Raw genomic sequence first — 20,891 nt, forward strand, 5'->3', positions numbered from 1 at the left:
GAACGGCCGCGTGCTCCCACCCTGGGCACGATGGTCGTTACACGCGGTAGTTCTTCCCCGGCGCCCTGCCGGGGATCGGCTTGGCGATGAGAGCGACGGGAACGAAGAAGCAGATCTGTGCGATCGTCAGGGTGAGCGTCCAGAGCGCCTTGTCGTCGTAGTGGGCGGACGCCCTGGCGTACAGCTCGTCGGAGACGCGCTCACCGAACGGGTTCGGGACGAGAACGGCCTCCACGAGCTCCAGCGCGACCCGTTCGGCGTCGGTGAAGCAGGGGGCGTCGTGCCACGACGCCACGGCGGTGACGCGCTCCTCCGTTTCCCCGGCCTCGCGGAGAACGCCGGTCTGCCGGACGGTGTGGTAGGTGCTGCCGACGATCTGCCCGGCGCGAAGCTGCACCAGGCCGACGGTGGTACGCGGGATCGAACCGTTCAGGACGGCCGTGGACATGGCCCCGGCGATCGTCGCCACCTCGGGGAAGAAGTGGGCGGGGTCGGGCAGGCGCGACCGGAGGTCGTCCTGCTCGGCCGTCGTGGGTGTGGACGTCACGAGGTCTTCCTTTCTCGATGTCAGCGCTGTCCCCCGGGCTCGCGGCCCGGCGGGGCGGGCCTCCGTCACGAAGTGGCCGGCCGCGGGGGACGGTCACACGTTCCGGCTCGGGTGCTCGGCGGCGACCCGCGTACCGGCCGGGGTCGCCGAGCCTCCTCGCGTGCTGGAGGGTGTCTCAGGAGTCCGACGACGCGACCGCCGGGAATGTGAGGCGACCGCCGGCCTCACACTCCGGGGCGCTGCCCTCGTCGGACGGATGAGGGCAGCCGCGATCGAGGGAGCCGACGACACCATGACCACCCCATCCGAGCCGTCCGAAGCAGGGGACGGCCGGCTCGATCCGGGCCTGAGCGCGATCGTCAGCGAGCGGCGCCAGCTGATCAACCTCGCCTACCGGCTCCTCGGCTCCCTGGCCGACGCCGAGGACGTCGTGCAGGAGACCCACACCCGCTGGTACGCCATGTCCCGGCAGCGGCGGGAGGCCGTCGAGTCCCCAGGGGGCTGGCTGACGACGGTCGCCAGCCGCATCTGCCTGGACCTGCTCGGCTCGGCACGGGCCCGGCGCGAGCGCTACGTGGACGAATGGATTCCCGAGCCGCTGCCCGATCGTACGGAGTGGGTCGGCGGGCGGCCGGGCGGCACCGCGGCCGAACCGTCCGACCCGGCCGACCGGGTCACCCTCGACGAGTCGATCAACATGGCCTTCCTCGTCGTGCTCGAATCGATGACCCCGGCCGAGCGCGTCGCGTTCGTCCTGCACGACGTCTTCCGCTACACCTTCACCGAAGTGGCCGAGATCGTCGGCCGTACCCCGGCGGCCTGTCGCCAGCTGGCCTCCTCGGCCCGCCGCCGCATCCGCGCCTCGCGGGCTCCCGCGACTCCCACGGCCCAGCAGGCCGGCATCGTCAGGGACTTCAAGCTGGACTGGGAGGCCAGGGACATCGACGCCCTCATCGGCCTGCTCGCCCCCGATGCCACGGCGGCCACCGACAGCGGAGGCCTGGTCAACGCCGTGTTCCGCCCGGTCGAGGGCCGCGAGCGGATCGCGCGCTACGCCGTCGACATCGTCGACAGGGTGCCCAGCATGGCGATCCTGGAGCGTACGGTCAACGGCCAGCCCGGCCTGGTGGCCCAGCAGGACGGCGTGACCGTGACGATGATGGCGTTCGACATCGCGGGCGACCGGATCACGCGCATCTGGGCGGTACGCAACCCCGAGAAGCTCCGGCCCTGGACCGTGGGGCGACAGCGCTAGGACCGGCCACGGCCGTCGAAGCAGCCCAACCGCCACGGCACGCGCGCGACGCGCTCGGCCGGGGTCACCGACCCGGCCACGACGAGGAACGCCGGATCGATCGGCCCGCCGGCCGTCGTCGCCGCCCTCACCCGTCCCGCAGCAGCCAAGGAGCCCCCATGTTCTTACGTGTCGCGATCATCCTGCAGACCCTCGCCCTCTTCGCCGCGCCGGTCACCGCCGGACTGCTGCTGTCCTCGCCCGGCGGACGAACGCTGCACAGCGTCTCGGCGTACGGGGTGTTCACCGTGGCGGTAGCGCACCTGATCATCGCGATCCTGGTATGGCGTCCGGGCGGCGGCTCGCCCAGACCCATCCTGTACTCCTGTACGCGGCCGGTTTCCTGGGACTCGTACTGGCGCAGGTAGCACTGGGCATCGCGGGGGTGAAGACCCTGCACGTCCCGTTGGGCGTGTTGCTGTTCGGCTTGAGCGTCCTCCAGCTCAGCCAGGTCCCGGCCGGCCGCCGCCCGGCCGCGCGAAGCGGGGAACGGGCTCTTACGTGAGCCTGTAAACATTGTAAATATCTTCCGTTTACAAATATCCGCGCCGATGTTGACGAAGATCTGTTCCGGCGTCACCGCATATTTCGCCTCATTGTTAGGCCGTGGCAGACTCCTGCCGCGAGAGGTAACCCCCCGGACAAAGGCAGAGTCCATGGTCAAACGCGCCCTCGCAACCGTCGCCCTCTCCCTCGTCGCATTGCTCGGATTAACGCCGCCCGCCCACGCGGTGACACTGGAGCAAAAGCTCGCCGCACTTTCGAGTTTCAGCCAGCCCACGGCGGCCAGTGCCGCCGGCTGGCTGTCCGCCTGGCAGAACCAGGGGGCCTGGGGGGACTACGGCTTCGACTGGTCGACCGACCTGTGTTCGAGCAGCCCCGACCAGCCACTCGGCTTCGACTTCAGGAATTCGTGCCGGCGTCACGACTTCGGCTACCGCAACTACAAGGCGGTGAGCCGGTTCCCGGCGAACAAGCCACGCATCGACGACGCGTTCTACTTCGACATGAAGCAGGTCTGCGCGGGATATTCCGCCATCCCCAGGGGCACCTGCAACAGCCTCGCCTGGACCTACTACCAGGCGGTCAAGGAATTCGGCACCCTCAACGTCACCGGGGCGCAGATCGAGCGGATCCGCCAGGCCGCGGAAGCGGAACAGGCCGCCCAGAACGCGCAGGGCTGACCCTGCCCGCTCCCCGCCGCGGACGCGGGATCGTCTCCCCTCGCTGATCCGTGCCGGGCCGGCCCCATACCGGCCCGGCACCGCGGCGACGGTCCCGGTGGCCCCGTACCGGACGGTCCCGGTGGCTCCGTCTGCCGCGCCCGGTCTCGTACCGGACGGCGGCCTGTCGTGCCTGGTCGCGACGGCCGTCACCGGCGTGGTCCGCTTCCAACGGATCTCACCCAGATCTCACCCAGATCTCACCCAGATCTCACTCAGGCCCTCGCGCCGAAGTGCGCGGCGTGCTCGGCGACCCACTCCGTGAACGAACGCGGCTCGCGACCGGTGATCTCACGCACCGCGGGCGAGATGGAGACGGACTCGGGGGGCGGGTCGCGCTGCCAGGAGGTGAGCAGCTCGATGAGCTCCTCGCCGTGTCCCGCCTGCCGCCAGCTCTCGCGCGCCTGTTCCTCGGTGAGCTCGACGAGGCGGAGCGGGCGGCCCGTCACCTCCGCGATCACGGCCAGACGCCGTCGCCGGCTGAGCGTCTGGGGACCGGTGAGCACGTACGTCCTCCCCGCGTGGCCGCCGCGCACGAGCACCGCCGCCGCCACGGCGCCGACGTCCGCCTCGTCCACGATCCCGCCGGGAACGTCGGCGAACGGCTCGCGCACCTCGCCCTCCGCCCTGATGGCCGGTGCCCAGGTCAGCGTGTTGCCCATGAAGTCGACCGGCTGCAGCCGGGTCCACTCGACGCCGCTCGCCGCGAAGGCCTCCTCGACCGGGCCCACCTGGCCGTTCCACAGCAGCGCGACCCGCCGTACCCCCGCCCTCTCCGCCAGCCGGGCCAGCTCAGGCCCGGTCCGGAGCGTGTCGTAGTCGTCACCGCCCGCGGTCAGCAGGTGCGCGCCCTCGACCCCCTCGAAGGCGGGTCCCAGTGTGCCGGGATCGGTGAGATCGCCCCGTACCACCTCCACCGGCCCCGGCAGGTCGGCCCCGCCCGGATTCCTGGTCAGCGCGCGTACGCGCCGGCCCGCGCGGAGCAGGTGGTCGACCACGTGCCGGCCGACCTTGCCCGTCGCCCCGGTCACCAGAAACGTCATCGGCGTGCCTTTCTCTGGGGGAGACGCCGACGCTACGTCCACTCCCGTCCCCGGCGCATCGGGCCGTGGACCTAGGACTTCCGGGCCCGCCCGATCTTCGGAGGGGAGCGGCCGTCGCGGAGCGCGGCAGGGCATCCCTTATGATGGGGCCGCGAGTGTCAGGGCAAAAGGGAGATCAGACGTGATAGGTGACGACGACATCTCCGGGTGATACCGGAAGGAACCGGCCACCGGCCGGCGCGTAGGAGCGCTGTCGCCGTGGCCATCTCGTCGTTTCACCGATTCCTGTTCCCCGGCTGGGCGGCTTCGGCGCGCCCGCGTCCCACACGAGGTCTTCTCGCATGTCCGATGCGTTCATCATCTGCTCGAACCTTTCCTTCTCCTGGCCCGACGACACCCCGGTCTTCCAGGATCTCTCCTTCACCGTGGGCGGCGGCCGTACCGGCCTCGTCGCCCCGAACGGCGCCGGCAAGAGCACCCTGCTCAAGCTGATCGCCGGCGAGTACCGGCCCGGCGGCGGGACCGTGTCCGTCCAGGGCGTGCTCGGCTACCTCCCGCAGAGCCTGCCGCTGGCCGCGGACCTGACCGTGGCCGAGGTCCTGGAGATCGCCCCGGTGATCAGGGCTCTGGACGCCATCGAGTCCGGGGACGCCGGTGAGGAGCACTTCACCACGATCGGCAACGACTGGGACATCGAGGAGCGCACCCGTGCCCAGCTGGACCGGCTCGGCCTCGGGGATCTCTCCTTCACCCGGAGCCTGCGGACCCTCAGCGGCGGCCAGGTCATCTCCCTCGGCCTGGCGGCGCAGCTGCTGAAGCGGCCCGACGTCCTGCTGCTCGACGAGCCGACCAACAACCTCGACCTGGACGCGCGCCGCAAGCTCTACGGCGTGCTGGAGGACTGGAACGGCTGCCTGCTGCTGGTCAGCCACGACCGGGAGCTGCTGGACCGGATGGACCGCATCGCCGAGCTCGACCGGGGCGAGATCCGCTCCTACGGCGGGAACTTCACCGACTACGAGGAGTCCGTGCGCGCCGCGCGGGAGGTCGCGGAGAAGAACGTCCGCAACGCCGAGCAGGAGGTCAAGCGGGAGAGGCGGGAGATGCAGCAGGCCCGCGAGCGCGCGGCCCGCCGGGCCAGCAACGCCGCCCGCAACCTCAAGGACGCCGGGCTGCCGAAGATCTTCGCGGGGACGATGAAACGCGACGCCCAGGAGTCGGCGGGCAGGGCGAACGAGATGCACGCCGCGCGGGTCAACGACGCCAAGGCCCGGCTCGACGAGGCGGGCCGGGCCCTGCGCGACGAGCAGAAGATCACGCTGGAACTGCCCGGTACCAACGTCCCGGCCGGACGCACGGTCTTCCTCGGCGAGCGGATGCAGGTCCACTACGGCGACCGGGCCCTGTTCGCGGGGGAGGGGGCCGACCTGACGATCCGGGGACCCGAGCGGATCGCGCTGACCGGCCCCAACGGCGCCGGGAAGTCCACCCTGCTGCGCCTGGTCAACGGCGACCTGGAGGCGGAGGGCGGCCAGGCCAGGCGGGCCGACGGCCGGGTGGCCTACCTGTCCCAGCGGCTGGACCTGCTCGACCTCGACCGGACCGTGGCGGAGAACATGGCCGGCTTCGCCCCGGGGATGCCGCAGGCCGAGCGGATGAACCTGCTCGCCCGCTTCCTGTTCCGGGGCTCCCGCGTTCACCTGCCGGTCGGAGCGCTGTCGGGCGGCGAGCGGCTGCGCGCCACCCTGGCCTGCGTGCTGTACGCGGAACCGGCGCCCCAGCTGCTGTTGCTGGACGAGCCCACCAACAACCTCGACCTGGTCAGCGTCGGCCAGCTGGAGAGCGCGCTCGGCGCCTACGAGGGCGCGTTCGTGGTGGTCAGCCACGACGAACGCTTCCTCACGGAGATCGGGATCGACCGCTGGCTGCGGCTCTCCGAGGGCCGGCTGCTGGAGACGGGAGCGCCGGAGGCGGCCGGGACGTCCGCGGACGGCTCCGGGCGCGGGCCGGCCTCGTCGTGACCGTGTGAACGGGCCGGCTCCCGCCCGGCTCCGCGCCTTGAACGCGGGCGGTGCCTGTGGGGCCGAGCCCGACCGCCCCGGTCACTCCCGGCTGAACGCCGACGGCGTCTGTGGGGCCGAGCCCGACCGCCTTGGTCACATCCGGCTGAACGCCGACGGCGCCTGTGCGGCCGAGCCCGACCGCCTTGGTCACATCCGGCTGAACGCCGACGGCGCCTGTGCGGCCGAGCCCGGGTCGGGGGTCACCCCTGACCCGGGCTCCGGCGCCGAAGCGTGCGCGGGGAATCGGCGATCAACCGCGATCGGGGTCGCTGTGCCACTTCTCGAACCGGGGAGCGGGCGAACGCATGGATTCCTCGAACCGCTTCGCCCTGTTCACGCAGTCGGGACAGATGGGTTCCCCGACCGACCTGGCCGTCGCCTCGGGCGTCGGCTCGCGGAAGGTGGCCAGCACCGTCATGCCGGGAGGAAGCCCGGTCTCGGGGTCGATCGTGACCTTCATGACGCTCGCGGGGACGAAGGCGAAGGTGCGCTTGCATACGTAGCATGTGCCGATTGTCGTGATCTGCTCATCTGCCATGTGGAGTCTTCCCTCCTCCCCCGCACCGTACATCCTGGCCGGTTTCCGGCCGGCCCGGCCGTCAGCGCCGGGCGTCGGCCAGCTTGGCGCTGAGCGTCGCGGCGTCGATGGGCACTCCCGGAGACTCCCAGAAGCTCTCCAGCCCCCCGGCGTAGATGAGGCCGTACGCGGGGGTGTCCGGCTGGAAACGCCATCCGTCGGCGAGTGCCCCCGCGTCGACGGCGTCGTAGCCGATCCGGTCGAGGAAGGAGGTCGTCTCCTCCTTCGCGGCGGCGTCGTCGCCCGCGATCGCCAGGGCGCTGCGGTCCGCCGCGCCGGAGGGCCGGGGCAGCGCCCGCAGGTGCTCGAAGTAGATGTTGTTGAAGACCTTGACGACCCTGGACGTCGCCAGGTGCCGCTGCAGCAGCTCGCTGGACGTGGTGGACCCGGCGTCGAGCTCGGGGAGGTTCCCGTCCCGCTGGGGATAGTAGTTGTTGGTGTCGAGGACGACCTTGCCGGCGAGCGGCTCGACCGGAACGTCGAGATAGGCCCGCAGCGGGATGCTGACGATCACCAGGTCGCCGGCCGCGGCGGCCTCGGCGGAGGTCCCGGCGGAGGCCTTCGGCCCGAGCTCGTCGACCAGTTCCTTCAGGGTCTGGGGGCCGCGCGAGTTGCTCAGCACCACGTCGTAGCCCGCCGCGACGGCGAGCCGGGCGACCGTGCCGCCGATGTTCCCGCTGCCGATGAATCCAACAGTTGTCATGACAGCCCCTAACCTCCGCGCCGCGCCCGGCATTCCCCACCGTTCTTGTGGGCAGTGTGGGCAGCGTGGGCGGCGGCATGAGCGGCGGACGTCGCCGGGCCGTGCCAGGGTCAGGCGGGAAGCCGGGGGTCGTGATCGGGGCGCGCGGCGCGCATGACGCGGGCCCACCACAGGAGCGTGGCCGAGACGACGCAGGCGGCGGTGAACCAGAGCGGTGACACGGCCTGCTCCAGCCCGGAGCCGAAGGACACGCTCGGGCCCACGCCGAGGAACGCGTCCCAGCCCCAGAACCGGCCGGGAGAGGAGAAGGCGCGGAACAGGGTGACGGCGCTCATTCCCACGACGGCCGCGAGCCCGGCCACGGCGGTCAGGAGCAGGGCGGCCACGGCCACCCGGAAGGTGCGCCGGGTCCCCCGCTCAGCCGCGATCAGCACCAGGACGACCACGCCGCCGGCTCCGGTGGCGGCCTCGAAGGCCCACCAGAGCGCCGGCAGGACGTCCCCCGCCGGGTGGGCCGGCCGCCACATCGGTGGTACGTGCGGCGTGATCCACAGCAGGTGGCCGGAGGCCAGATTGACCAGAGCGGGGATGATCAGGACCACGCACGCGGCGATCCGGGCCGCCACGGTCAGCCAGGCCGTCGCGGCGAGCGCGTGCGGTCGGGCGGGCAGCGGCAGCGGCAGCGGGCGGGGCGGGGCCGGTCGGCTGTCCGGGTCGGCGAGATCGTGGGCGGACCGGGCCATCCAGATCAGCGTCAGGACACCGACGGACAGGGAGACCGCCTCGAAGTAGACGTTCCCGAGGCCGGGAACGAACCGCAGGGGGACGCCCGCGAGGATGAGCACGATCGGCGCGACCAGGGAGGCGATGCCGTACCCGACGGTCGCGCGCCGCCAGCGGCCGTCCCGGCGCTGGGCCACGAGTACCAGGACCGCCCAGATCAGCTCCGTCAGGCCGATGAGGCCGCCCGACTCGGCCAGCCGCTCGGCGGCGCGCCAGCCGAGCGCGTCGGACACCTCGGCCGCGATCGTGAGCATGTTGGCCGTCACGCCCGCGACCAGCACGAGCCCCGCGGCCGGGCCCAGGGCCGGCTTCAGCACCGGGTGGAAGGCCACGACGACCGCGACCAGCACGAGCAGGTCGAGCACCGCGGCCCACCAGGGCCAGGACGGCGCGACGGCGTACGCCAGCCAGCACACCACCTGCGCGTACAGCACCACCCGCAGCAGCCGTACGCCCCGGTCCGCCGGGGGCCGCGGTCCCGCCACCGGGCCCCGCAGGCTCTGCCAGAGCGCCCAGGCCCACAGGCCGCCGGCCGCGAGCAGGACGAGGACCTTCGGCCACGTGGCAGGGGACCCCTCGTGTTGCCCGATGAGGAGCCTCGCCGCCGTGACCGGGCCTTCCTCGTCCTGTTCGAAGAGGAGCGTCAGCCGCCACAGGAACGCGGTATCGCCGCTGACCAGCGCGGAAACGGCGGCGACCGCGACCGTCACCACGTATACGCCCGCGACGAGCACGGCGGGAACGCCCAACCGGTAGTGACGCACGGCACCGTTCCAGGATTGGAGAGGGATCCGAGGGGGATTCGGGAGGGATCCGAGGGGGATTCGGGAGGGATCCGAGGGGGATTCGAGCGCCCCACCCTAACGAGCCACGCCCAAGAAGTCGATCATCAATGACCGTCCTTCGCGGCCACCGTGCGTGCCGCAGGATCGACGTGGGTGATCTCGGGTGCGCGCGGGCACGTACGTACCTCGTCAAGGTGAAAGCCGACCGGGGAGCGGAACGATGAGCGACCGGGTGACCATGACCGCGGCGTACGTCACGCGGCCCGGCCCCGCGGACGAGATACGGATCGGCCGGTTCTCCGTGCCCGACCCCGGCCCGTCGGAGGTCCTGGTGAGGGTACGGGCCCTCGCCGTCAACCATGTCGACACCTTCATCCGCTCCGGCGCCTACCGGACGCGCCTGCCGTACCCGTTCGTCGTCGGCCGCGACCTGGTGGGGACCGTGGTCACGGCGGCGCTCGCCGAGTTCGCCCCCGGCGGGGTGGACGTGTTCTGGGACAACACCGGCCGGCACGACCTGGAGCGGACCGTCCCCCTGCTCGCCCGCGGTGGCCGGATGATCATCATGGCCGGTCTCGACGCCGCCCCCGTGCTGCCGGTCGGGGCGGCTCTACACGCGCGACGCCAGCCTCCGGGGCTTCGCGATCAGCAACGCCACCGTGGCCGAGCTGGCCGCGGCGGCCACGACGATCAACCACCTCCTGGCCCGCGGCACCCTGGTCTCCCGGATCGGGGCGCGGCTGCCGCTCACCGAGGCCGCCCGCGCCCACCGCCTCCAGGAGGGCGCCGAGCCCGGCCGCCCCCGGGGGCGCATCGTCGTCCTCCCGTGACAGGGCCGACGGGTGAGCGAGCGACGGCCGACGGCTCGCCCGCGCTGCCGGGTGTTCGCCCTCGGCCGCCGCTCCACCGAGCACGCGACGATCGTGACCTGCCGAGGGCGAGCCTGTTCCCCGGGCGATCCAACAACAAGATCACGCCGAGGGCGCAGCCCGGCGCGCCTCAGGTTTCCGTGACGCCCGATCGGGGGTCACCGTCGCTACCCGTGTGCCGCCAGTCCGTACATCGCCGTGGAGAGCAGTCGTTCGATCAGATCGGACGGCCCGCCCGGCTGCTGTGCCGCCCAGGCCAGGCCGAGGGTGAGCGCGATCACTTCGTAGACCGTGACGTCGGCGCGCACCTGCCCGGCCTCCTGCGCGCGTTCCAGCAGCCGCGCGCCGGAGGACCGCATGGCGGCGCAGGACAGGTGCAGTTCGGAGCTCTCGTCGTCCAGTGCCGCCATGATCGACTGAGGTAGTCCCTGGTAGGTGCGCGTCCCGGCGGCCAGCTCGTTCAGCCAGGTGAGCAGCGCGTCGTGCGGCGCGTGCGCGGGGGAGTCGAGCAGCTGCTCGGCGCGCTCGCGCAGCGTCTCGAAGTTGCTGTCGAGGATGGCCTCCAGGAGGGCCTCGCGCGTGGGGAAGTGCCGGTAGAGCGTGCCGATCCCGACCTCCGCCCGCCGGGCGACGTCGCGCAGGGAGGCGTCGGTCCCTTCGGCGGCGAACGCGTCGCGGGCCGCGGCCAGCAGGCGCTCGCGGTTACGCAGTACCTCTGCCCGGGATGTGCCGGCCACGTGTGTCTCCTCGGTTTGGCCGACGGAGCAGTGCTCCGTACTGTGTGGAGGGCAGGTGCGGAGCAGTGCTCCGGCCTGCTGATCAGCATACTCATGGAGCACACATGACCACGACAGATCGGACGACCCTCGTCACGGGGGCGACCGGGCAGCAGGGCGGCGCCACCGCCCGGCACCTGCTCGCCGGCGGCCGGCACGTACGGGCGCTGGAACTGGCCGGCGACGAGCCGGCGCCGCACCACATCGCCTCGGCGATCGGCCGGGCGACCGGGCACGACGTGGCCGTACCGGTTCCGGCTCGCCCCGGGCCGGGAGGGACGACGTCGTTCCACGGCTGGCAGGCCGACATCCCCGCGCTGCGGACGTTGCACCCGGGGCTGCTGAACTTCGCCACCTGGCTGTCGAAAGAGGGGAAAGCGCTGCTGGAGAAGCACCTCCGGCACGCCGACGACCGCTGACGAGCCGGCCGCCTGGCCGGGCGTACGACACGATCGATCACATACGAGAAAGGAGTCACCGGCACGCGCGCTGTCGTCACCGCTCGCCCCGGGTCGGACGATGAGGTGGAACTGGTGGACCTGCCCGATCCGCGGCCCGCGGCGGGGCAGATCCGCATCAGGACGGCCGGAGCCGCGGTCAACGCGGCCGACCTTCACATCATCGACGCCTCGCGCGACGAGACAGGGGCGGGCGGCCACGCGCCGCGCGGCGGCCTGGGGCTGGACGTGGCCGGGGTCGTCGACATGGTGGGGCCCGGCGTCCGCGACCTCGCCGTCGGCACGCCGGTCGCGGCGCTCCACTTCCCGAACGCCCCGCACGCCACCGCGGGAACGGCCGCGGAGTACGTGATCGTCCCGGTCGCCGACGCGGCCCCGGTCCCGGACGGGGTCGAGCTGCTGGACGCGGCCACCGTACCGCTCAACTCGCTGACCGCCGCGCAACTGCTCGCCCTGCTCGGCCCCTCCCGGGGCCGGAGGCTGCTGGTCACCGGTGCCGCGGGCGGGGTCGGCGGGTACGCGGTGGCTCTGGCCGCACGCGACGGCTGGAAGGTCACCGCACTCGCCCGCGCGACGGACGAGGGCTTCCTGACCAGGGCCGGAGCGGTGGGGACGCGCACGACCCTCGACGGGGCGGGCGACTTTGACGCGGTGCTGGACACCGCCCTGCTGAACGAGGCGGCCCTGCGGCCGGTCCGCGACCACGGAACCTACGTGGGGGTCTTCCCCGGCCTCGAACCCGCCTCCGAACGCGGCATCACCGTCACCTCCGCGGTGGCCGTCCCCGACGGCGCCCTCCTGCGGGAGATGCTCGCGCTGACCGCGCGGGGAGTCCTGGAACCGCGCCGGGCCGGCACGGTGCCCCTGGAGGAGGCCGCGCACGCGTACCGCGCCTTCCGCGACGGCGCGCACCGCGGCCGATGGGTGCTCACGACCTGAGCACGGCCACCCGTCCCGTCAGGCGGGTCACCACCTCGTGAGTCATTTGTCCGCGGCGTCACGGACCCCGGGTTCGAGATGACCGCTCCGGCCCGGAAAGGAGACGACCTCCTCACCGTCGACCCTGCCCGGGGGCGGCACGCCGACCGGCCGCCGCCCGAGGAGGGCGGCCGCGCCGGGTCGCGGGCGGGCCATCGCCTTCCTCGACCTCCGCCGGGCATTCGTCGCCGGGCGCGTGCCGCGCCGCGTGAGGCATGGCGCGCGTCCGGCGGATCACCCCAGAAGCAAGACCTTAGGGGTGTTCCGGGTATCACGGCCACGGTTATCGTCGGATGCGTCAATCCCCTACGCGCACCTTTTCCACGGGGATCACAAGAAGCGATGCGCTCGCCTATTCTCCGTGCTCGGGAAAGGAAAGACAATGCTGAGCGCTATCGAGATCGTGGTCAGCCTTTTTCCAGGTCAAGGCGCCTACATGCCGAACGCCCTGCGGCGGCTCGAAGCCCATGGAAATGGCGCTGCCGAAGCAATCGAAATCATTGACGACGTGGCCAGGGGAATACTTGGAAAAGGACTGGACCGTGCTTTGTCCGGTGATTCCCTGGAGCGGTTGCTGGATGAGGCGCCGGACGTCCTGCAGCTGGCCGTGTTCGCCGCGTCCACCGCGGCCTGTCGAGCGCTCACCGAGGAGGGAGCGCGGTTCAGCGTGCTCGTCGGGCACAGTCTCGGCGAGGTCGCGGCGCTGGTCGCCGGCGGCGCACTGGACGTCGCCGAGGGCACCGAGATCCTCTGCCACCGCGTCATCGCGCTGCGCGAGCACGACAGCAGCGGCGGCGGGCTGCTGGCGCTGGGCTGCGCCCCGGCGCGGGCCCAGCAGATCCTGGACCTGCTGCCGACCTCCGGGGCCGTGATCGCGGCGGACAACGGGCCGGAGCAGACGGTGGTGTCGGGACCGGCCGACGCGTTGCGGCGCACGTCCGCGATCGCCGACGCCGTGGGCCTGTCCGCCACCGCGCTGCGCGCGCCGCATCCGTTCCACAGCCCGCTGCTCGCCGCCGCCGGGCAGGAACTGGGCCGCAGGCTCACCGGGTACGGGCGGCGCGGGCTGGGCGTGCCCGTCTTCTCGCCCATCATGGGCCGTTACTGCGCCAGGTCGCCGCCAACCTGGCCGCCGCCGGACGAGACGGCCTGCGCATCGCGTACGAGGCGTGCGACTGCGTCCGGCGGGAGCAGGTGGACGCCCTGTTCGCCCGCCTCCCGGCCCCGGCCGTGGTGGTGCACAACGCGGGCATCGACCTGCCGACCAGGCTCGACAGGAAGACCCCCGAGGAGGTCGTGCGCACCGTCGAGGTGAAGGTGACGGGTTTCGAGTCCCTGACCGGTGCGGTGCTCGCCACCCCGGAGCGGCGGGCGGCGCTCAAGGTCTTCTGCAACGTGGGATCGCTGGCCGGGCGCATGGGAGGCATGATCGGCCAGATCGATTACGCGGCGGGCAACGAGGCGCTGTCGAGGCTGGGCTTCTGGGCGCGCAACACGCACGGGCTGCCGGCGCGGACGCTCTGCTGGCCGACGTGGGAACGCCTGGGGGTGATCGCCAACTACGACGCGGCGGTCCGGTACGTGTCCGCCCTCGACCCCGCCGAGGGCGTGCGCCGCTGGATCGACGAGCTGTGCTCCGGCGGCACCGACGAGGTCATGTTCATCGGCCAGGTGGGCGGCGCGCTGGTGCCCGCGCAGCTGCGCGGCTTCCGGCTGTTCACCGGCCACCCCGACCTGTCCCGGCTGCACGGCCTGGCCCACTTCCTCGGCACCGTCGAGGAGTTCCGGCCCTTCCGCTCACTGCGCGGCTGATCGTCCACCGGCCCGGTTCCCACCCCTGCCTGGCCGACTTCACGGTGGACGGCCGACCGGCGCTGCCGGTGTCGGTGCTGGTGGAGCAGGCGTGCTCGGTCGCCGACTGGGTGGTGCCGCCCGGCTGGCCGCTGCAGCACCTGGCCTCGATACGTGACATACGGGTGCACCCGTCGGCGCTGGTCCTGGACGGCGGCCGGTTCGGCACGTCGGCGGTGGGCGAGACAGGGCCGGTCCTGGACGGTGGCCGGTTCACGACGTCGGCGGTGGGCGAGACGACGGAGGAGGGCTGGACGGTCCACGTCACGATCACCGCCGCCGACGGCGCGGTCGCCGGTTCGATGCGCCTGCTCTACCGGCCGGAACCCCCGCGCTCCCTCCCCTGACCCCCGCTCCACCCGCCACCTCGTCCCCTGTCTTGCCCCTCGCCCCGCCCGCCACCTCGTCCCCTACCTCGCCTCCCGCACCGCCCGCCGTCAGGGCGCACGGGGGCGGCCGCCTGGCCTGGTCGGGGCTCGTCCTCGGGACGGCGAGCGACCCCCTGCCCGTCGTGACGGCCGCCGACCTGTGGACGACCCTCTTCCCACCCGCCCACGGCATCGCGCCCGCCGCCCTGGAGACCGCCGTCCGCGCGGCAGGACCGGTGACCGGCGACCTCCTCACCATCGACCGGATCGTGCCCCGCCCGGGGGCGCGGCACGTGGACCGGCTGCTCCCGGTGGAAGGCGGCTGGGCCGGGTCGCGGGCGGGAGAGCCCGTGCTGTTCGTCGCACGGGTGGAACAGGGAAGTTGACGGCCTGTGACGTACCGCCGGGGAAACTGTCGGTGGAGCTCTGTAGGGTCCGAGGCCACCGTGCGAAAGGATCATCATGGCGACGACGACGTCACGCGACGGCACGCCGATCGGGTTCGAACAGACCGGGACGGGGCCGACGCTCGTGCTCGTCGACGCGGCGGGCGGGTTCCGCGAGTTCGGCCCCATGAGGTCACTCGCCGAACACCTTTCCGACAGGTTCACGGTCGTGACCTACGACAGGCGCGGACGCGGCGAGAGCGGAGACACGCGACCGTACGCGGTGGAAAGGGAGGTGGAGGACCTCGCGGCCGTGATCGAGGGAGCCGTAGGGCCGGCGTTCGTCCACGGGTTCTCCTCCGGCGCGGCCCTCGCCCTGCTCGGAGCGGTGGCCGGGCTGCCGATCTCGATGCTCTCGCTCCTTGAGCCACCGATCGCCTTCGACGGGCCGTCGCGGGAAGGCGACCTCGCGGCCGAGATCGACGCGCTGGTCACCGCCGGTCGCCGGGGCGACGCGGTCGAGCACTTCCACACGAGCATTGGCGTTCCCCCCGAGATGACCGCGGGGATGCGGCAGGCTCCTTTCTTCCCGACGCTGGAGGGCATCGCGCACACCCTCGCCTACGACAGCCGCATGACCGAGGCCGTCTCTCCCGCCACACTCCGATCCGTCGTCGTGCCGACCCTGGTGGTCAACAGCGAATCCAGCGACGAACGCCTGCGCGGCTGGGCGCGGGGGACGGCGGCGGCTCTTCCCCAAGGTCGTCACCTGCCCCTGAAGGGCGGGTGGCACGGCGTCCCCGACGACGTGCTGGCCCCCGCGCTGGCCGAGTTCTTCCTCCGCGGAGCCGCCTGAGAGACGTGCGGGCACCCTGGGGAAGCCGTCCTCCGCGAAGTGCGGCGGGTGCGGGGTTGAGGTTCGTGCCCTCGGCACGTCGTACGAGAAAGCCTCCTCACCTTCGCCAGGCACCCAGGCAACGCGCCATGAACCGGAAGGGGATGGCCTGTCCCTCGGTCTGGTCGACGGTGCCGGCCAGGTGCAGGTCGAGCTCCGGACAGTGGAAGAGCCAGGTCCCGGTGACTCCCGAGTGGCCGACGAGCGTGACAGGGCGATGCCCCGGTGACATGAGCCGGCCGACCTTGAAGAACATGGTGCCCAGCCCGTACCTGAGGACGGGGATGTTGCGCAGCCGGTTGCGCCGCTCGGTGAGCGGTTCCAGCGAGCGGGCGTCGGCGAGAAGTTCGCCGCCGAGCAGCGCCCGCTGGAAGGCGAGGAGATCGCCGGTGGTGCTGAACAGGTCGTTGGAGGACTCGATCATCGAGGGCAGCTCCACGCGGCGCCGCTTCGCGTGGAGCGGCGAGGGCGCCGGGGCCGCTGGATCCGGCGGGCGATGTCCTGGAAGCCAGGTACGCGTGAGGCCGAGCGGGCCGAGGATCCGTTCGGCCAGCAGATCGGCGAACGACCGGCCGGTCACCGTCTCCAGGATGCGGATGAGCAGCTGGAAGCCGGTGTCGGAGTAGCGGGCCTTCTGCCGGGCGGCGGTGAGGTCCTGCGGCTCGAAGTGCGGGCGCTGCTCGCGTGTGATCCGCATCGTGTCCTCGAAGGTCCAGGCCAGATCCTGACCGGTGGCGAGGCGCTCGTACAGGCTGGGACCCTCGCCGCGTGCCTCGAAGTAATCCGGCAACCCGGATGTGTGACTCGCGAGGTGGCGCACCGTGATCGCGGACGTCCGGTCGATCCCCCCGAGGACGTGGAGCCCGGTGATCGTCTCCGCCGGCAGACAACCGCTGATCGGCGCGGCCAGTTCGAGCTCGCCGCGCTCGTGCGCCTGCAGCACCAGCGTGATGATGAAACGCTTGGTGACGCTCGCGATGAAGAACGGGGTCTCGGGACGCAGCGGATGATCGTCGGCACCGGCGGGCCCGGAGGCGGCGGACCAGCGCCGCTTCCCGTCGCCGCTCGTGACGGCGAGGTTGGCGTGGTGCACGCCGCGTTGCGAGACGAGGCTCTCCAGCAGGCCCGTCAGCCGCGCGTCGACGTCGTCGGGAACGTGATTGTCATGGGCGGTGGTCGTGGCGAGCGGCGATGTCACGTGAGTGTTCCCTGTCTCCGTTTCCCCGACGTGCCCCTCGGCGCCATGCCTTCCGCCGGCCGAGGCGGTCAACCGGCATCCATGACCATGAACACGTCTCAGGGGGCCTGCTGATATATCTAATAGACATGTCTATGAGAGTCAATGGCCTAGACTCGATCAATGGCCCATGTGATCCTCGGTCTGCTCATGATCGCCCCGCAGACCTTCTACGACCTGATCAAAGGATTCGAGGCCGGCGTCGCGCTCTTCTACAGCGCCAGCTCCGGCAGCATCAAACGCGCGCTGGACACCCTGCTCGCGCGGGGGCTCATCGAGGTCGCCAGCGTCGAGGCCGGAGGCCGGGGCCGGAAGGTGTACCGCCTGACCGACGCCGGTCGCCAGGAGTTCCGCGCTTGGATGACAGGTGACCTGGCCGGGCTCGATCTGGAGACCGCGGCGCTGTCCAGGCTCTACTTCCTCGGCCTGCTGGAACCGGCCGAACGCCTACCGGTGCTCCGTCGCATCATGGCGCGCGTCGAGACCGACCTCGCGGCGCTCTCGGCCCTCGACAGGCGGCTCGACACCCTGAACATTCCCGAGGAGCACCGCGACCTCGCCACCCACCAGCGCGCGACGCTCGCCTACGGCATCGCCTCACACCGCTTCACGCTCGACTGGTTCCGCGACCACATCGACCGGCACGAGACACCGGGCCACTGACACCGCGCGGACGCGGCCCCGAACCACCGGCACGCCCGCCCGAAGGGCGGCCACAATGGGAGTTCGGCGAGAGCCAGGCCCCGGGACACTCTCCGCAAACTACGCGTGATCAGCCTGCTCGACCACTTCGGCGACGCGATCGTCCACTCCGATGAGCACGGCACGCCCGAGCCGGACGCCGGCATCTTCCCGGCAGGACGCACGGCCCTTGGGACTGCCGGCCCACCGGGTCGCGTACGTCGACGGCAACTACGAGACCGACGCTCTCGGCGCTCGCGAAGCGGGCCTTCGCTCGTACCGGCCTGACAGGCGGCCACTCAGTGATCCCGAACCCGACGGTCCGCGAAGCTCGTACGGACCAGAGAGCAAGCAAGACCCGAAGGGCCGGCCCCACGCTGTCAGCCGGGGAAGTGCGTCGAGCACGGCAGGTGGGGCGGCTGAGCCGGGTGTCCGGTCGGCCAGGGGGTGACCGTGGTCGATCCCTCGTCACCTGTCCAATGGCACGCCAACGGCACGAGCGGCAGGATGATGTGGACTCTCGATTTTTCGATGATCGGAGGAGGGAGCCAGTTTGGAAGATCTCGGCACACGGCTCTCCAACCTGCTGCGTTCCAGGTCAGGGGGCGGTCTCGCCATGTCCGCGAGTCCCGTTTCTCCCCCCCTGGCGACCTTCCCGATGGGCACGCGACGGGCGCGGCCTGAAAATTCCGTGCGGACGGCCACACCCCTCTCACCGGATCTTTCCGTCGCCGTCGTCTCACCCTCCGGAAGGCGTGCCGGTGGTGTCGGGCGTCGAGGTGGACGGGCGACATGCCGGCTCCGAGCTCGGCGCCAGCAGCCCCAGCCCCAGCCCGATGATCCACCACAGGTTGGGATCGGGCAGGAGAAGCGGCACCACCGTGGCCATGACCACGCCCGCCGCAAGCACCCCGTACCGGTACGGACCGCTGCGAACATCCGCCCGTTATCCGGATCCGCCCGCCGCCCTCACTCCCAAAAGTGGAGGAAGGGAATCGGGCCGGTGCGATCAGGGCGGCGGCGTGGTGGGCCGTTCGACGCCGGGCCGGCCGAGACGCGCGCGGAGCAGGTCTGTGACCGAGGGGCCGCCCGAGAGGCACCAAACGGCGATCACGGGATCGCAGATGGCGCACCCCAGGGAGGAGTGGTCCGCGAAGGGAATGATCGGGTTGCCGTGCAGGTGGTGCAACAGATCCCAGCCGGTGTGCAGCAGCCACCCGACGCCGACGAATGTCCACGACTCCAGGCCGCGGTAGGCGCAGTAGGTCATGACGGCCGTGAAGGCGAGTTCCCACGGGCCGAAACCCCCGCCGCTGAGGTAGGCGGCCCCGGCTCCGGCCACCATGATCGCGTTGAACCTGCGCCGGTGCGGTTCGCGGATCAGGGACATCAGGCACACGTACACGATCCCGATCATGATCGGTGCGGCGACGCTCATCGTCGGTGTCCGTCCCGGTGACGGCCGCCCGGTGCGGCGGAGGCACCCGCGGTGCCGTCCGCGTCGAGGAACCCGAAGGCTGTGATGGCATCGAGTCGGGCGATCACGAAGGTGTCCGTTTCGTTGAGAAGTGTCGGGACGTGGTCGAGGCTAACCAGCGGGTCCCCCGGCTCCCAGTGGCAGGAGTGACAACTTCCAACGGATTCTCGCCAAGGGGCTTCAGCGTCCCGTAGACCAGCGAAGAGCAGTTGGAAGCCGCTGGCGAGAATCCGGTGCAGAGGTACATTCTTGCCATGCACACCGTCGTCGTCCTCGTGCTGGATCAGGTGATCCCCTTCGACCTGTCCACCCCCATCGAGGTGTTCACCCGCACCCGGCTGCCCGACGGCCGCCCCGGTTACCGGGTGCGGGTCTGCGCCGAACGGCCCGACGTGGACGCCGGTCTCTTCACCCTGCGCGCCCCGTGGGGGCTGGAGGCGCTCGCGGACGCGGACACGGTCATCGTGCCCGGCACCGCCGACCCCGCCGGGCCCCTGCCGCCGGCCGTCCGCGACGCGCTCCGTGGCGCCGCCGCCGACGGCGTCCGGATCGCCTCCATCTGCTCCGGCACCTTCATCCTCGCCGCCGCCGGACTGCTCGGCGGGCTGCGCGCCACCACCCACTGGGTGGCCGCCCCCCGACTCGCCACCGCCTACCCGGACATCGACGTCGACCCGAACGTGCTCTACGTCGACAACGGGCAGATCCTCACCTCGGCCGGCGCCGCGGCGGGACTGGACCTGTGCCTGCACATGATCCGCCGGGACTACGGCTCCGCGGTCGCCGCCGACGCAGCCAGACTGTCCGTCATGCCGCTGGAACGCGAGGGCGGCCAGGCCCAGTTCATCGTGCGGCGATACCCGCCCACCCCCCACGGCTCGGCCGTCGAACCTCTCCTGAACTGGATCGAGGACAACCTCGCCCGCGATCTCACCCTGGCGGACATCGCCGGCCAAGCCGGCACGAGCACCCGCACCCTGATACGGCGCTTCCGCGAGCAGACCGGCACCACACCATTGCAGTGGCTCCACCGGGCCCGTGTCCGCCGGGCCCAGCACCTGCTGGAGACCACCGGCCATTCCATGGAACGCATCGCCGCCCAGGCGGGCTTCGGCTCACCCACCGCCTTCCGCGACCGGTTCAAACGCGTCGTCGGCGTCAGCCCCCACACCTACCGGAGCAGTTTCGGTTAGAGCCGGGCCGTCTGCCTTGACGCTGCCCTCAGCTGGGAAAACGGGGGTGCGGGTTAAAGTGGATCAAGTGCCTGTGGCGTCTCTGGTTTCCCGCCTGTTCCGGCACGCGTCCGGCATGAAGTCTCGACGTCAAGACACCGCTGACACGGCGGTTGGGCTGGGGTGAGCGCAGACGCTTACGTAGACTCAGGGGTATGACTGCCGGGCACGCGCACGAGCAGCTCCACCATCTGGTCGATCGGCTTTCTCCGGACCAGGCACGTCGTCTGCTGCGTCTGGTGAAGACGGATCCGGAGTTGGCCGAGACCGTGGACGAGGAGACCGATGGGCCGGTTCGGCGTCGACGGTTGTCGATCGCGGGGATCGGTGCCTCCGGTGAAGGGGATCTGTCGGAACGGGTCGAAGATCTGCTGGCGGAGCGGTTCAATCGGTCAACGTGACCTCCACGCTCCTGGACACCGGCCCCCTGATCGGCCGGCGTGCCGGAGAGCCGTCAGGAGGATGCCGAAGAGGTCGCACGAGACCATGCGCCGGGTGGCGGCCAATGTCGACATGCTGGTGGACCGGCTTTCGTCCGCGAAGTACGCGTTCGCCTTCCCCGAGGCGGTCCGGAACTTGTCAAGCTCGATGAGACACAGTCGCTCTAGATGTTCTGTGCCTGCTTCTCTCGTTTGTCTGGGTCGTTGATCCACGCCTTGACGGGG

24 protein-coding genes and 2 pseudogenes are annotated in these 20,891 nt (G+C 71.5%); 16 read left to right on the forward strand and 10 right to left on the reverse strand.

All coding sequences use genetic code 11. The annotated features are described in order from the left end of the window. Positions 1-37: 37 nt before the first annotated feature. On the reverse strand, positions 38-547 hold the full coding sequence (locus ACFYWM_RS33925) for a carboxymuconolactone decarboxylase family protein (protein WP_389922258.1): 510 nt from the start codon (positions 545-547) through the stop codon (positions 38-40). 292 nt (positions 548-839) lie between these two features. On the opposite strand from ACFYWM_RS33925, the gene sigJ reads away from it, so the two are divergent. Beyond that, positions 840-1,802 carry an RNA polymerase sigma factor SigJ gene (gene sigJ / locus ACFYWM_RS33930; RefSeq protein WP_389922260.1) on the forward strand — a complete coding sequence of 321 codons (963 nt, stop codon included), beginning with the start codon at positions 840-842 and terminating at the stop codon, positions 1,800-1,802. Here sigJ and ACFYWM_RS33935 read toward each other — a convergent pair. Beyond that, a complete protein-coding gene (locus ACFYWM_RS33935; protein WP_389922263.1) occupies positions 1,799-1,951 on the reverse strand; it encodes a hypothetical protein in 153 nt (50 codons plus the stop codon). The two genes, sigJ and ACFYWM_RS33935, sit on opposite strands and share 4 nt — an antisense overlap. A 9-nt stretch (positions 1,952-1,960) precedes the next feature. On the opposite strand from ACFYWM_RS33935, the gene ACFYWM_RS33940 reads away from it, so the two are divergent. Further along, on the forward strand, positions 1,961-2,209 hold the full coding sequence (locus tag ACFYWM_RS33940) for a hypothetical protein (RefSeq protein ID WP_389922266.1): 249 nt from the start codon (positions 1,961-1,963) through the stop codon (positions 2,207-2,209). A gap of 288 nt (positions 2,210-2,497) precedes the next feature. Further along, positions 2,498-3,025, forward strand: a complete 528-nt coding sequence (locus tag ACFYWM_RS33945; RefSeq protein WP_389922269.1) for a phospholipase — start codon at positions 2,498-2,500, stop codon at positions 3,023-3,025. A 254-nt stretch (positions 3,026-3,279) separates the two neighbouring features. Here the strand turns inward: ACFYWM_RS33945 and ACFYWM_RS33950 are convergent, their stop codons facing one another. Further along, entirely contained in the window at positions 3,280-4,107 is an 828-nt protein-coding gene (locus ACFYWM_RS33950; RefSeq protein WP_389922272.1) for an NAD(P)H-binding protein, read from the reverse strand. Positions 4,108-4,448: 341 nt separating this feature from the next. On the opposite strand from ACFYWM_RS33950, the gene abc-f reads away from it, so the two are divergent. Continuing rightward, positions 4,449-6,128: a ribosomal protection-like ABC-F family protein gene (gene abc-f / locus ACFYWM_RS33955; protein ID WP_389922274.1), complete on the forward strand. Its 1,680-nt coding sequence runs from the start codon at positions 4,449-4,451 to the stop codon at positions 6,126-6,128. 292 nt (positions 6,129-6,420) lie between these two features. On the opposite strand, the gene ACFYWM_RS33960 is transcribed toward abc-f, so the two are convergent. The 3 genes from ACFYWM_RS33960 to ACFYWM_RS33970 form a co-directional block, all read right to left on the reverse strand. Continuing rightward, positions 6,421-6,708 carry a hypothetical protein gene (locus ACFYWM_RS33960; protein ID WP_389922276.1) on the reverse strand — a complete coding sequence of 96 codons (288 nt, stop codon included), beginning with the start codon at positions 6,706-6,708 and terminating at the stop codon, positions 6,421-6,423. A gap of 61 nt (positions 6,709-6,769) precedes the next feature. Beyond that, a complete protein-coding gene (locus ACFYWM_RS33965; protein ID WP_389922279.1) occupies positions 6,770-7,450 on the reverse strand; it encodes an NADPH-dependent F420 reductase in 681 nt (226 codons plus the stop codon). A gap of 110 nt (positions 7,451-7,560) precedes the next feature. After that, positions 7,561-8,997 (reverse strand): hypothetical protein, encoded by a 1,437-nt coding sequence (locus ACFYWM_RS33970; RefSeq protein ID WP_389922281.1) that lies wholly within the window; start codon positions 8,995-8,997, stop codon positions 7,561-7,563. A 259-nt stretch (positions 8,998-9,256) separates the two neighbouring features. Here ACFYWM_RS33970 and ACFYWM_RS33975 point away from each other — a divergent pair. Further along, a pseudogene (locus ACFYWM_RS33975) lies at positions 9,257-9,415 on the forward strand (NADPH:quinone reductase); the annotation flags it as partial. A gap of 262 nt (positions 9,416-9,677) precedes the next feature. Next, positions 9,678-9,848 (forward strand): hypothetical protein, encoded by a 171-nt coding sequence (locus ACFYWM_RS33980; protein WP_389922387.1) that lies wholly within the window; start codon positions 9,678-9,680, stop codon positions 9,846-9,848. Between the two features lie 206 nt (positions 9,849-10,054). Here ACFYWM_RS33980 and ACFYWM_RS33985 read toward each other — a convergent pair whose 3' ends face one another. Next, entirely contained in the window at positions 10,055-10,624 is a 570-nt protein-coding gene (locus tag ACFYWM_RS33985) for a TetR/AcrR family transcriptional regulator (protein WP_389922284.1), read from the reverse strand. Positions 10,625-10,728: 104 nt separating this feature from the next. Between ACFYWM_RS33985 and ACFYWM_RS33990 the strand changes: the two genes are divergently transcribed. The 7 genes and pseudogenes from ACFYWM_RS33990 to ACFYWM_RS34020 all read left to right on the forward strand — a co-directional run bounded on the left by ACFYWM_RS33990 (position 10,729) and on the right by ACFYWM_RS34020 (position 15,560). Further along, on the forward strand, positions 10,729-11,082 hold the full coding sequence (locus tag ACFYWM_RS33990) for a hypothetical protein (RefSeq protein WP_389922286.1): 354 nt from the start codon (positions 10,729-10,731) through the stop codon (positions 11,080-11,082). Between the two features lie 114 nt (positions 11,083-11,196). After that, positions 11,197-12,060 (forward strand): zinc-binding dehydrogenase, encoded by an 864-nt coding sequence (locus ACFYWM_RS33995; protein ID WP_389922289.1) that lies wholly within the window; start codon positions 11,197-11,199, stop codon positions 12,058-12,060. A gap of 475 nt (positions 12,061-12,535) precedes the next feature. Further along, positions 12,536-13,132: pseudogene (locus tag ACFYWM_RS34000) on the forward strand (acyltransferase domain-containing protein); the annotation flags it as partial. 122 nt (positions 13,133-13,254) lie between these two features. Next, the gene (locus ACFYWM_RS34005) at positions 13,255-13,911 is read left to right on the forward strand and encodes a KR domain-containing protein (RefSeq protein ID WP_389922328.1); all 657 of its coding nucleotides are present in this window, start codon (positions 13,255-13,257) and stop codon (positions 13,909-13,911) included. Positions 13,912-13,955: 44 nt separating this feature from the next. Next, the gene (locus ACFYWM_RS34010) at positions 13,956-14,297 is read left to right on the forward strand and encodes a hypothetical protein (protein WP_389922292.1); all 342 of its coding nucleotides are present in this window, start codon (positions 13,956-13,958) and stop codon (positions 14,295-14,297) included. Positions 14,298-14,329: 32 nt separating this feature from the next. Next, on the forward strand, positions 14,330-14,704 hold the full coding sequence (locus ACFYWM_RS34015) for a hypothetical protein (protein ID WP_389922295.1): 375 nt from the start codon (positions 14,330-14,332) through the stop codon (positions 14,702-14,704). 76 nt (positions 14,705-14,780) lie between these two features. After that, complete coding sequence (locus tag ACFYWM_RS34020; protein ID WP_389922298.1) at positions 14,781-15,560, forward strand: alpha/beta fold hydrolase; 780 nt, start codon at positions 14,781-14,783, stop codon at positions 15,558-15,560. A gap of 97 nt (positions 15,561-15,657) precedes the next feature. On the opposite strand, the gene ACFYWM_RS34025 is transcribed toward ACFYWM_RS34020, so the two are convergent. Further along, positions 15,658-16,797: a serine hydrolase domain-containing protein gene (locus ACFYWM_RS34025; RefSeq protein ID WP_389922301.1), complete on the reverse strand. Its 1,140-nt coding sequence runs from the start codon at positions 16,795-16,797 to the stop codon at positions 15,658-15,660. Between the two features lie 162 nt (positions 16,798-16,959). Here ACFYWM_RS34025 and ACFYWM_RS34030 point away from each other — a divergent pair, with 162 nt between their 5' ends. Next, the gene (locus ACFYWM_RS34030; RefSeq protein WP_389922304.1) at positions 16,960-17,499 is read left to right on the forward strand and encodes a PadR family transcriptional regulator; all 540 of its coding nucleotides are present in this window, start codon (positions 16,960-16,962) and stop codon (positions 17,497-17,499) included. Between the two features lie 757 nt (positions 17,500-18,256). Here the strand turns inward: ACFYWM_RS34030 and ACFYWM_RS34035 are convergent. Both ACFYWM_RS34035 and ACFYWM_RS34040 read right to left on the reverse strand, forming a co-directional pair. Further along, positions 18,257-18,427 (reverse strand): hypothetical protein, encoded by a 171-nt coding sequence (locus ACFYWM_RS34035; RefSeq protein ID WP_389922307.1) that lies wholly within the window; start codon positions 18,425-18,427, stop codon positions 18,257-18,259. 99 nt (positions 18,428-18,526) lie between these two features. Beyond that, positions 18,527-18,955 (reverse strand): DUF6010 family protein, encoded by a 429-nt coding sequence (locus tag ACFYWM_RS34040; protein ID WP_389922310.1) that lies wholly within the window; start codon positions 18,953-18,955, stop codon positions 18,527-18,529. Positions 18,956-19,248: 293 nt separating this feature from the next. Here ACFYWM_RS34040 and ACFYWM_RS34045 point away from each other — a divergent pair, with 293 nt between their 5' ends. Together ACFYWM_RS34045 and ACFYWM_RS34050 are read left to right on the forward strand one after the other, a co-directional pair. Next, on the forward strand, positions 19,249-20,187 hold the full coding sequence (locus tag ACFYWM_RS34045; protein WP_389922313.1) for a GlxA family transcriptional regulator: 939 nt from the start codon (positions 19,249-19,251) through the stop codon (positions 20,185-20,187). A 194-nt stretch (positions 20,188-20,381) separates the two neighbouring features. Next, positions 20,382-20,627 carry a hypothetical protein gene (locus tag ACFYWM_RS34050; protein WP_389922316.1) on the forward strand — a complete coding sequence of 82 codons (246 nt, stop codon included), beginning with the start codon at positions 20,382-20,384 and terminating at the stop codon, positions 20,625-20,627. The last annotated feature ends 264 nt before the right edge of the window (positions 20,628-20,891 follow it).

Source organism: Streptosporangium sp. NPDC002721, from assembly GCF_042888905.1.
GTDB lineage: Bacteria > Actinomycetota > Actinomycetes > Streptosporangiales > Streptosporangiaceae > Streptosporangium.

Bases quoted from the DNA above. Each gene is read 5' to 3' on its own strand.
- ACFYWM_RS34020 (WP_389922298.1), top strand. From the start codon at position 14,781: ATGGCGACGACGACGTCACGCGACGGCACGCCGATCGGGTTCGAACAG.
- abc-f (WP_389922274.1), top strand. From the start codon at position 4,449: ATGTCCGATGCGTTCATCATCTGCTCGAACCTTTCCTTCTCCTGGCCC.
- ACFYWM_RS33950 (WP_389922272.1), bottom strand. From the start codon at position 4,107: ATGACGTTTCTGGTGACCGGGGCGACGGGCAAGGTCGGCCGGCACGTG.
- ACFYWM_RS33965 (WP_389922279.1), bottom strand. From the start codon at position 7,450: ATGACAACTGTTGGATTCATCGGCAGCGGGAACATCGGCGGCACGGTC.
- ACFYWM_RS33990 (WP_389922286.1), top strand. From the start codon at position 10,729: ATGACCACGACAGATCGGACGACCCTCGTCACGGGGGCGACCGGGCAG.
- ACFYWM_RS34045 (WP_389922313.1), top strand. From the start codon at position 19,249: ATGCACACCGTCGTCGTCCTCGTGCTGGATCAGGTGATCCCCTTCGAC.
- ACFYWM_RS34030 (WP_389922304.1), top strand. From the start codon at position 16,960: ATGGCCCATGTGATCCTCGGTCTGCTCATGATCGCCCCGCAGACCTTC.
- ACFYWM_RS33960 (WP_389922276.1), bottom strand. From the start codon at position 6,708: ATGGCAGATGAGCAGATCACGACAATCGGCACATGCTACGTATGCAAG.
- ACFYWM_RS34050 (WP_389922316.1), top strand. From the start codon at position 20,382: ATGACTGCCGGGCACGCGCACGAGCAGCTCCACCATCTGGTCGATCGG.
- ACFYWM_RS33945 (WP_389922269.1), top strand. From the start codon at position 2,498: ATGGTCAAACGCGCCCTCGCAACCGTCGCCCTCTCCCTCGTCGCATTG.
- ACFYWM_RS34040 (WP_389922310.1), bottom strand. From the start codon at position 18,955: ATGAGCGTCGCCGCACCGATCATGATCGGGATCGTGTACGTGTGCCTG.
- sigJ (WP_389922260.1), top strand. From the start codon at position 840: ATGACCACCCCATCCGAGCCGTCCGAAGCAGGGGACGGCCGGCTCGAT.
- ACFYWM_RS33940 (WP_389922266.1), top strand. From the start codon at position 1,961: ATGTTCTTACGTGTCGCGATCATCCTGCAGACCCTCGCCCTCTTCGCC.